The 9,646-nt window shown below is 65.2% G+C and carries 10 protein-coding genes and 1 tRNA gene; 2 read left to right on the top strand and 9 right to left on the bottom strand.

The features are described from left to right. Nucleotides 1-114 precede the first annotated feature (114 nt). Nucleotides 115-465 (top strand): hypothetical protein, encoded by a 351-nt coding sequence (locus tag K2Z83_RS21305; RefSeq protein ID WP_220597207.1) that lies wholly within the window; start codon nt 115-117, stop codon nt 463-465. Between the two features lie 432 nt (nt 466-897). On the opposite strand, the gene K2Z83_RS21310 is transcribed toward K2Z83_RS21305, so the two are convergent. The 9 genes from K2Z83_RS21310 to K2Z83_RS21350 form a co-directional block, all read right to left on the bottom strand. Next, the gene (locus K2Z83_RS21310; protein ID WP_255604382.1) at nt 898-1,731 is read right to left on the bottom strand and encodes a phosphoadenosine phosphosulfate reductase family protein; all 834 of its coding nucleotides are present in this window, start codon (nt 1,729-1,731) and stop codon (nt 898-900) included. After that, a complete protein-coding gene (locus K2Z83_RS21315; RefSeq protein WP_220597209.1) occupies nt 1,709-2,437 on the bottom strand; it encodes a hypothetical protein in 729 nt (242 codons plus the stop codon). The genes K2Z83_RS21310 and K2Z83_RS21315 overlap by 23 nt, the downstream gene beginning before the upstream one ends. Beyond that, nucleotides 2,412-3,005, bottom strand: a complete 594-nt coding sequence (locus K2Z83_RS21320) for a hypothetical protein (RefSeq protein WP_220597210.1) — start codon at nt 3,003-3,005, stop codon at nt 2,412-2,414. The genes K2Z83_RS21315 and K2Z83_RS21320 overlap by 26 nt, the downstream gene beginning before the upstream one ends. Next, nucleotides 3,002-3,343, bottom strand: a complete 342-nt coding sequence (locus K2Z83_RS21325) for a DUF4007 family protein (RefSeq protein ID WP_220597211.1) — start codon at nt 3,341-3,343, stop codon at nt 3,002-3,004. Before K2Z83_RS21325 ends, K2Z83_RS21320 begins: the two co-directional genes overlap by 4 nt. Nucleotides 3,344-3,788: 445 nt before the next feature. Then, nucleotides 3,789-4,295, bottom strand: a complete 507-nt coding sequence (locus K2Z83_RS21330; protein ID WP_220597212.1) for a hypothetical protein — start codon at nt 4,293-4,295, stop codon at nt 3,789-3,791. 74 nt (nt 4,296-4,369) lie between these two features. Continuing rightward, nucleotides 4,370-4,446: transfer RNA gene (locus tag K2Z83_RS21335), tRNA-Val, on the bottom strand. A gap of 77 nt (nt 4,447-4,523) precedes the next feature. Then, a complete protein-coding gene (locus K2Z83_RS21340) occupies nt 4,524-5,861 on the bottom strand; it encodes a UDP-glucose/GDP-mannose dehydrogenase family protein (protein ID WP_220597213.1) in 1,338 nt (445 codons plus the stop codon). Between the two features lie 155 nt (nt 5,862-6,016). Next, the gene (locus K2Z83_RS21345; protein WP_220597214.1) at nt 6,017-7,003 is read right to left on the bottom strand and encodes an ornithine cyclodeaminase family protein; all 987 of its coding nucleotides are present in this window, start codon (nt 7,001-7,003) and stop codon (nt 6,017-6,019) included. Between the two features lie 152 nt (nt 7,004-7,155). Next, nucleotides 7,156-8,352, bottom strand: a complete 1,197-nt coding sequence (locus tag K2Z83_RS21350; RefSeq protein ID WP_220597215.1) for a 30S ribosomal protein S1 — start codon at nt 8,350-8,352, stop codon at nt 7,156-7,158. A 315-nt stretch (nt 8,353-8,667) separates the two neighbouring features. On the opposite strand from K2Z83_RS21350, the gene K2Z83_RS21355 reads away from it, so the two are divergent. Beyond that, nucleotides 8,668-9,561, top strand: coding sequence for a metalloenzyme (locus tag K2Z83_RS21355; RefSeq protein ID WP_220597216.1), 894 nt, complete (start codon nt 8,668-8,670; stop codon nt 9,559-9,561). The last annotated feature ends 85 nt before the right edge of the window (nt 9,562-9,646 follow it).

Raw genomic sequence — 9,646 nt, forward strand, 5'->3', positions numbered from 1 at the left:
CCCAACCTCAGCATATAATCAATACCGTTTAGGACGGCAATCCGGCGACTGGAACGGCTCCATCGCCACGGCACAACATCGTCGCATCAACACACGTAAAAGGAGATCCGTCTCATGGCAATGAGTAACAAGCGCCCGAGCGCAGCCCAGCTCGACGCCGACCGCGCGATTGTGGTGGCCCTCCAGGACCTCCCCGGCTACGTGCCGACCAACCCGGCCTACAGCGTAGAGGCGCTCCGCGAGCGGGTGTCCTTCCTGAACTTGAGCGAGGAGGCCGAGATCCGGGCCAAGCGGGCCTACGAGGTGGCCCGCGAGCAGTCCATCGACGCCGCCAAGGGCGTGCATAGTCTGGTGCAGGAGACGAAGATTCAGGTGCTGGCGCAGTACGGCAGCGACTCGCCAGTCGTTCACGCCGTCGGGCTCAAGCAGCGCTCGGAGCGCAAGCGGCCCACCCGGCGCGGTTAGTAGGGGCGCAGCAGCCTCCATCTCCAGCCGTCCTAAACCGGCTCGCTGTGCCAGCCCTCATACAGCAGCAGCCCCCCTGATAGCATTTCACCGCTATCAGGGGGGCTGCTGCGTGTGCAATCGCCCAAATATGAGCCCACCCTCGGCGCTCGTGCCCGCCCTCGGCGCGTGCCCGCCCTCGGCGCAATCCATGCCGTAGGGGCGGGCCTCGTGCCCGCCCTCGGCGCGTGGCAATGGAGCATTGCGACGCACAATGCCGCATTGTGTTGCGCCGGATCGCATGGCGGGCGGCCACGAGGGCCGCCCCTACGCATGGGCGATTCGTTGCAAGACTCTACGTCGCACCCGTTGTCGGCTGTTGTGAAGACGCTTGATCGGCTGCCGCTTCCTGATGGGGAGCGGGCTTCACGACCTGCGTAGGACTGCTATAGCTCAGAGGTGGCAGATGTTACAGCCCACGTCATCCTCTTCGGCATCGAGGGCGGCCCCGATAATATCGATCAGTGGCCGGTCTGGACGACGTTTGCGCTCTGCCTCTAATCGAATGATATGCTCACGCTTGATCTGCTCAATCCGCTCTGGTTGCTCTAGTTCACTAAGGCTTTCGCTTTGACGCCAATAAAACCGCTCGCCATCCTGCTCTTTTTCATATCTTTTCGCCTCTTCAAAGGCTTCACGATGACGCTCCATCAGTCCGATCCACTCAGCACTGCGCTGGAAGAAGCAAAAGGTGCATCCGCTGCGCTGTCGCCACTCGTAATATGATGGCAAGCCAATGCCGCTCTCGTTTAAGATGCGCTCTACATCTGCAAGAACCAGTCCACCCTCTTTGTAGGGGTATATTGGCGTGATATTCGGCTTGATTGAGATGTATCCGCTGCGATTTTCATCAGCTCGAATGCCGATATAGCTCCATATCTTATCGTTACCGACAAATGCCTCGAACGGCTCGATCTTCAATTTGCGCGTACACCAGCGCACCTGGGCCGATGGGAGCATGCCTCCATACATCTCAAGCCAGTGGTCGAAGCCGCGCTGGGGGTTGAGGCGGTTGATCTTCTTGCCCAAGAAGGCCTCAAGCTTATCGAGGTACTCGTAGGTCTCGGGCAGCTCCTTGTGGGTGTCGCAGAACACATACTCCAGCTGCGGGATCTTGTCGCGCAGGTAGATCGCCAGGGCGGTGCTATCCTTGCCGCCGCTGAGGCTGACAATATGGCGGCCGGGGCGCGCGGCCCAGTCGGACTCAGGCTGGTGGGGCAGGCTCAATGCGAGGCTCCTCATCTGGCTCCGCTAGGAGCGTGCGCAGGAGATCAGCGAGCGCAAAGATCTGCTGCTCGCGGGTCAGTATACCATCTGCCTCTAGGGACTTTAGTAACCTATCTCTTGTGAAACTCGTGTCTGCCGTGTGGCTGTTTGTGTGGACGACGATGCTGCGCTCGTTCTGCGCGTCGGCGACGCCCACCCGCAGCACCGGGGTCTCTGGCGGCAGCACCTTGCGCACCACCGCCACCTGCTCGACCAGGGTGAAGCGCCGGCCAAGGTCGGAGATCTGGGTCGCGAACATCTTAACGTCGGCGTCCTGCCATGTGTTGAGCGGCTTGCGGGCCACCAGGGCGGCGACGCTCTCGACCCAGATGTCATCCGGCCCGGCGTTCTCCAGGCGCATGCCGAGCGAGCGCAGCTGCGTGTCACTGGTCTCGGCGGCAATCTGGCGGTAGCGGGCGGTGAGCTCAGCCCGCAGCGCCGCGCTATCGGCAGCCACCCCCCCGAAGGCGCGGCGGATCTCCTCGCGCACCTCGATCACGAGCCCCTGGTAGGCCGCCTGCAGCTCATCGAGCCCGGCGCGCAGGGCGGCAAAGAACTGCTCGAAGTGATCCCTCTCTTCAGCGCCCTCAGCGCTGAAGGGAGCAAGCCCACAGGCCCGTGGGAGCTGATCAAAGAGCAGCTCATCGGGCGCCCGCGCCTCCAGCATCGCCTGCCGGATGGATTGCGCCAGCGGGCTGATCCGTCGGGTGGCTGATGTGAACGCCGCACGAAACATTGACCGTGAGGGGAAGCGCCTGTTTGATGTGAGGGTCGCGGCGGGACACGCCGAGACACAAAACGCCTGTGGAGACTCGGTAAGCCCAATCGTCATGATTGGCACGGGTTGATGAAGCAGGAAGCCCAAGCGCTTTAGCCTTGGGTATTTCACTGCCGCTCACCAGGATGGGCAGCAGCGTGCGCGCCCTGTAGATCGGGCGCTGCGGGAGTTCCTGCGCAGCGTGCTCCTGCACGAGCGCCTTGCGGCTCTGCTCACTCAGGCTCAGAAAGCGGGCGAGGAAGACGCCGAAGGCCGACTTCCCGGCCCCATACGGCCCGATCAGCGTGAAGGCACGGCCAGTGGCCTCGGGCTCCAGCCCGGCCATGATCCGCTCGACGGTCTGGATGACCAGGGGCGTGATCTGATAGCCGTCCAGGTTCGCGCGGCCGGCGAAGTCGCGCTGGAGGTGGACGGAGCGGGTGTAGCGGGCCTCGACGCGCAGCGGCAGGGTCGTCATCGCATATCCTCAAAGGCGCGGCGCAGCAGGTCGCCCGCGAGCGCATCGCCGCCATCGCCGCCCCAGTAGACCTGGCGGATGCCGGCCTGGTCGTTATAGACCAGCTTGCCGTCGGTGAGCTCAGACAGGGCGAACATCCGGCTGAGCAGCCCATCGTCGTCAAGCCGAAAGACCCGGCCGGGGGAGCCGGGGCTATAGGCCAGGTCGTTAAACGCAGCCGTACTCTGGCCGCTCTCGCGCACAAAGGCGAGGGTGGCCCAGGCGACGAGCGCATCCGAGAGGCTGGGCTGCGGGCCGCTGGCATCGAAGGGATGGCGCGCGACGCAGGGCTTCTGCAACGTCCTGGGGCTTCGCCCCAGACCCGATTTTTATTGGGGTTGGGCGGCGAAGCCGCCCAACCCCAATAAAAAATACTGTTAGCGCGAATAAGCGCTGGGTAAACTGCCCGGCGGCAGACTGTCAAGCAGGTTTGAACCATGTCTAACGAGGTTTTTCTCCGCGAGCTCGGGGGCTGTCTGCGACTGAAGCGTGTGGCTGCTGGACAAGAGGATGGCCTCTGGCTCAATCAGGATGGTGCCCAGGACAGCGCGTTCGGCGGCGAGATCCCGTAGGGAGCGACGGTTCCATAAGGGCGATCCTCAGCGCATCAGGTAGGCCGGGTGCCTACCGTCGGAGATGTTGTGATTATAAGCAACAACTATTTAATTGTCAATAAGTCCGACAAAAGGGTACAAAAAGACGCCGGCCAGATGGCCGGCGCTGCTGAATTTCGATCAGAATACGCTACACTACCTTATACGGCCCATCGCCTTTGGGGAAGACTGGCTTACCGCGGCCCTGTCCGACAATATCTGCGAGCGCGCGGGCAACGGCGATGTCGCCCTCATCGACAAAAATCTCACCGCTCGGATCGCCTTCAACCTGACGCACCCAGCCTTTCTTCAGCCAGCTGTAGATGTTGTCGCGGTGAAAGCCATACTTCTCGGCGGCGTCAGAGGGGCGGATAGCCTGGCCATCGAGGGCCGTACGTGCCTTCTGAAGCCGAGCCGCGATCCGTTGGGAACCCTCGACCTCACAGTTTCCCACGACGCGCTGCACCCGGAATGGCGCCTCACCCGCAAGCACCCCATCGCGCACCAGCTTCCGCAGGAGCGCAGGGTCAAGGCTTGTCATCTGCGCGACGATCTCAAACGGCAGCAGGGGCGATTGCTGAAGGTAGGCAGCGACCATGCGCATCTCTTCCGCGCCAAGGAGCGCGCGGGGACGCTTGCTGACAGGGGATGTCGTCACGGTGGCACCTCGCTGATGGAGGGTGATACAATCGCGACAGCCCGCCTTGTGGGGCGGGCTGTACGTGGCCTGGGTGGTGGGCGATAGTGGACTCGAACCACCGACCTCATCCGTGTGAAGGATGCGCTCTAACCAACTGAGCTAATCGCCCGAATTTCCAACGGCGGAATTATAGCATGGCGCGGCGGAACGCGCAAACGGCGCGCTCCGCTGCGCCATGCGCGATCGCTAGACGGCCACCCCGTCGCTGTCGGCGAGGGCGGGCTGATGATTGCCGCGGCCGACGCCCCAGTAGACAAAGCCGCGCGCCCGCATCTCAGCCGGGTCGTAGAGGTTGCGACCATCGAGCACGATCGGCGTGCGCATGAAGCTCTTGATCTTCTCCCAGTTTAGCTGCTTGAACTCGTTCCAGTCGGTGATCAGCAGCATCGCGTCGGCCTCTTTGGCCACATCGTAGGCCGTGGCGCAGAAGGTAACCTCGGGGATGTAGTCGCTGGCCCGCTCGATCGCCACCGGGTCGTAGGCCTTCACGCGGGCGCCGCCCGCCTGCAGGGCCTTGATGATATCGACGCTGGGCGCCTCGCGCATATCGTCGGTGTTGGGCTTAAACGAGAGGCCGAGCACGCCGATGATCCGGCCGTTCAGGTCGCCAAGCAGCGTCTCCAGCTTCGCCACAAACCGGTTGCGCGCATCCTGGTTGATATCCATCACCGCCTGGAGCAGCTGGGGGTGGCAGCCCGAGCTGGCCGCCATGTGGTGCAGGGCCAGCACATCCTTGGGGAAGCAGGAGCCGCCGTAGCCAATGCCGGCGTCGAGAAAGTGCGGCCCGATCCGCCGGTCGGCGCCCATGCCGCGAGCGACCTCCTTCACGTCGGCGCCGAGCTTCTCGCAGATCTGGGCGATCTCGTTGATGAAGCTGATCCGGGTGGCCAGGAAGGCGTTCGATGCGTACTTGATCATCTCGGCGGTGCGCAGGTCGGTGATGATCACCGGCGCGCCCAGGGGCTCGTGCAGCTCGGCCACCTCCTCGGCGGCGGCGCGGTCGGTGGAGCCGAGCACGATCCGGTCGGGCTTAAAGAAGTCGCTCACCGCGCTGCCCTCGCGCAGGAACTCGGGGTTCGAGACCACCGCGAACTCAATGCCGGGGCGGACATGCTCGGCGATGATCGTGCCCACCATATCTCCAGTGCCCACTGGGACAGTGCTCTTGTCGATGATGATGGCCCGGTGCGTGAGGTGCTGCCCGATGCTGCGCGCCGCAGCCTTCACCTGGCTCAGGTCGGCGGCGCCGTCATCGCCCATCGGCGTGCCCACCGTGATGAAGATCAGGCTCGCCTCCGCCATGGCCAGCGCGTAATCATCGGTGAAGCGCAGCCGACCAGAGCGCATGTTGCGCTCCTGAAGCTCGACCAGGCCGGGCTCGTAGATCGGAGACTTACCGCTGCGCAGCAGCTCAAGCTTCTCCGGGTTGATCTCGACACACATGACGGTGTTGCCCAGATCGCTAAAGCAGACGCCGGTGGTGAGGCCGACGTAGCCCGTGCCAACGACACAAATGTTTGTCAAAACAGTACTCCTTAAATATGTGAACTGGCGCCGCTCATACGTCGCCACCTACCATCATACTCAACGTTATGACCAAACAGTAAATATTGAATGAATGGGAGCCGACGAGGAGATGACGATAGCTTCCGAGAGGCCTTCAGCTTGCCGGAAGCTCGCTACATGCTCACATCGACGCCCAGGCCGAGCTCGGCCGCGCGGGCGATAGCCAGCGCGCCGACGGCCAGATCCTGCACGGCGTTGCCCACCGACTTAAACATCGTGATCTGATCATCGCTGGTGCGGCCGGGCAGCGCGCCGCCGGCCACCTCGCCGATCTCGCCCACGACGTGGCCCTCGTCGATCAGGCCGGCCGCGCGGGCCTGGATCAGGTCGCCAGCCTCGGCCCACGCGGCGGCGCGCTGGTCGACGATCAGCCGCGCGCGGGCCACCGTCTCCGCCGGAACCTCGGCCATCGTCGGCTTGTAGGCGCCCACCGCGTTGATGTGGGTGCCGGGTCGCAGGTCGGAGTCCGCAAATAGGGGCGTCTCCGAGGATGTCGCGGTGCAGATCACATCGGCCTCGGCGAGGGCCTGGGCCACGCTGGGCGCGATCAGCACATCGCCCTTGTAGCCCTCGCCGCGCAGGCGGGCGGCCATGAGGGCGGCCCGGTCGCGCGAGCGGTTGACGATCCAGACCGTGCGGATCGGCCGCACGGCGCAGACGGCGAGGATCTGCGGCAGGGCCTGGGCCCCGGCGCCAAAGACCGCTAGGCAGCTGGCGTCAGCCCGCGCCATGTGGCGGGTGGCCACCCCCGAGGCCGCCCCGGTGCGCAGCGACGTCAGGTAGGTGCCGTCGAGCACCGCCAGGGGCCGGCCCGTCTCCGGGTCAAACAGGCTCACCAGGGCGTAGATTGTGGGCTGGGCGAGGCCGCGGGCGTTCTGCGGGAAGACGTTCACCACCTTCATGCCGAGGGCGGCCGCGGGGCCGGCGATCCGCGCGGGCATAAAGAGGCTGACCGCCTCGCGCTCGGGGATCTCGATCGGGGTGCGCAGGGGGACCGTGGCGTCGCCAGCGGCGAGGCTGACGAAGGCCGCCTCCACCGCATCGATGGCGGCGGCCATAGGCACCGCCCGCCTCACATCATCGGCAGACAGAATATGCATCGGGCTGCTCCTTGTGTTTCAGGGCTGCGCCCTGAATCCCGCTTTATACTGGGGTGTGCGGCGGAGCCGCACACCCCAGTATAAAACAAGTGTGGGGGCGGCTGCGCCACCCCCACACACCCACCGTGAGGTGGACACACTCGGTATTGTGACTACGCCTCAGCCGGAGCCTCAGCCGGAGCCTCAGCCGGAGCCTCGGCCGGAGCCTCGGCCGGAGCCTCAGCCTTCTCGCCATCGCTCACGCGGCGCAGCGAGAGGCCCATGCGCTGGCGCTGGCGGTCCAGGCTGATCACCTTCGCGGTGACCTGCTGGCCGGGCTGCAGCACATCGCGCGGCTGGGTCTGCGGGTCCACATCCAGCTCGCTGGCGTGGATGAGGCCCTCGACCGCGTCCTCGACCTGCACGAAGGCGCCGAAGGGGGTGACGTTGGTGACCGGGCCGGTGACCAGCTGGCCGAGGCTGTAGCGCTGGTCGATCGTGTCCCAGGGGTTGGCCTGGAGCTGGCGGAGCGAGAGGCCGATCCGCTCGCGGTCGCGGTCGATCTCGACCACAACGACCTTGACCTCCTGGCCGGGCGAGAGCACCTCGCGCGGGTGGTTGACCCGCTGCCAGGAGAGCTCGGAGATGTGGGCCAGGCCGTCGGCGCCGCCGAGGTCGATGAAGGCGCCGAAGTTGGTGAGCTGGTTGACCCGGCCGGAGAGCACGTCGCCGGGCTGCAGCTCGGTGAGCAGGCGGTGCTTCTGGGCCTTGCGCCACTCCTGCGTCGCGCTGCGCTCGGAGAGCACCAGCCGGTTGCGCTCGCGGTCCACCTCGATCACCTTGAGCGGGATCTCCTGATTGACCATCTTCTGGAGGGCCTGCTGGCGCTCCTCGGCGGCGGTGCGGCCGTGGAGCTGGGCGACCTGCGAGGCCGGCACGAAGCCGCGGATGCGGTTAAACTGCACCAGGAGCCCGCCCTTGTTGAAGCCGATCACCTTGCAGCGCACGATGCCGCCCTCGGTGAACATCTGCTCGGCGTTCTCCCAGTCCTTCGCTACCTGAACCATCGTCAGCGAGAGGATCAGGTCGCCCTCGCGGTTCTCGGGCTCCTGGACATAGACCTGGATCGTCTCGCCGATACGCAGCGCGCCGACGAACTCATCGCCCATCTGGCGCAGGTCCTGCGAGGGGATGACGCCCTCGCGCTTGGTGCCGATCGACACCAGCACCCCGTTGTCCTCGATCTGCATGATCATGCCGTCGCGCAGCTCACCGCGCTGCGGCCGGGCGTAGTCATACTCATCGAGCAGCTTCGTCCAGTCGAGATCCTCAAGCTCCTCGAAGGTCTCCTGATCCGGTTGAACTGACATGCTAACGCGCCTCCTGCCAGAGATTTTGTTCGACCCCGCCCCGCCCAACCCAACAAAAAAAGCGCCACCTGCTGCACAGATAGGCGCGCGCGGTTTTCGCGTTTTTGCTCTGCGTGATGATCCTTCAGCCACTGGCTGAAAAAACACCCTAAACCGGCGCCTACGTTAGGCTCCGCAAGGTGGCCGCCTCTCTTATGCCTCGTAATCTGATAAACTGGGCTGGAGAGTTGACCGTGGCGGATGTCAAAACTATGTTTTACAATGCCGGGAATTATAGACGAGCTCGTGATAAATGTCAATAATGCCGGCCACACTATGTCAATCATCTTCGTCTTCCTCGATGGCGTCGGGATGGCACCCATCACGACAGGCAACCCGCTCGCGACCACGCCGATGGGCCACATGCACGCCCTGCTCGGCGGCCCGCTCAGCAGCGAGGCGGCCCAGGCCCGGCCCGGCCTCCTGCTGCGCCCGATCGACGCCGCCCTGGGGGTGGACGGACTGCCCCAGAGCGGCACCGGCCACGTCGCCCTACTCGCCGGGGTCAACGCGCCGGCCCTGCACGGCCGGCACCAGCCGAACTTCCCGCCGGTGGCCCTGCGCCCGCTCCTGGCCGAGCGCTCGCTCTTCCGCCTCGCCGGTCAGTCCGGCCACAGCGTCGCCTTCGCCAACGCCTTCAGCGCCGGCTACTGGCAGGCGATCGCGGCCCGCCGCATCCGCCGCTCGGCCAGCGTGATCGCCGCCGAGGGCGCCGGCCTGCCCCTGCGCGACCTCGACGACCTGCGCGCGGGCCGCGCCCTGAGCTGGGATATCACCCGCCAGGCCATCCACAGCCGCGGCGAGGGCGAGGGGCTGCCCCTGATCACGCCCGACCTGGCGGGGGCGCACCTCGCCGACATCGCCCGCGCGCACCGGCTGGTCTTCTTCGAGTGCTTTCTGCCCGACCTGGCCGGCCACGGGCGCATGGGCGCGGACGGCGTACACGAGGCGCTGGTCCGCATTGATGGGCTGCTCGGCGGGCTGCTCGCCGCCAAGCAGCCCGCCGACACCGTCCTGATCACCAGCGACCACGGGAACATTGAGGACTCGCGCACCCCCAGCCACACCCGCAGCCCCGTCCCGCTCCTGGTGATCGGCCCCGACGCCGAGCGTTTCGCCGGCGTCGAGCGGATCGACCAGGTCGCCCCGGCCATCCTCGCCAACCTGTGAATTGTAGATTGCAGATTGCAGATTGCAGATTAGCGCGCTCTGCAATCTGCAATCTGCAATCTGCAATCTGCAATCTGCAATCTGC

It is taken from the genome of Oscillochloris sp. ZM17-4 (genome assembly GCF_019599295.1).
Lineage (GTDB): Bacteria > Chloroflexota > Chloroflexia > Chloroflexales > Chloroflexaceae > Oscillochloris.

What these genes read in the sequence shown, in the direction of transcription:
- K2Z83_RS21315 (WP_220597209.1), bottom strand. Translation starts at nt 2,437, where the DNA reads ATGCTGGAGGCGCGGGCGCCCGATGAGCTGCTCTTTGATCAGCTCCCA.
- K2Z83_RS21320 (WP_220597210.1), bottom strand. Translation starts at nt 3,005, where the DNA reads ATGACGACCCTGCCGCTGCGCGTCGAGGCCCGCTACACCCGCTCCGTC.
- K2Z83_RS21305 (WP_220597207.1), top strand. Translation starts at nt 115, where the DNA reads ATGGCAATGAGTAACAAGCGCCCGAGCGCAGCCCAGCTCGACGCCGAC.
- K2Z83_RS21350 (WP_220597215.1), bottom strand. Translation starts at nt 8,352, where the DNA reads ATGTCAGTTCAACCGGATCAGGAGACCTTCGAGGAGCTTGAGGATCTC.
- K2Z83_RS21345 (WP_220597214.1), bottom strand. Translation starts at nt 7,003, where the DNA reads ATGCATATTCTGTCTGCCGATGATGTGAGGCGGGCGGTGCCTATGGCC.
- K2Z83_RS21355 (WP_220597216.1), top strand. Translation starts at nt 8,668, where the DNA reads ATGTCAATCATCTTCGTCTTCCTCGATGGCGTCGGGATGGCACCCATC.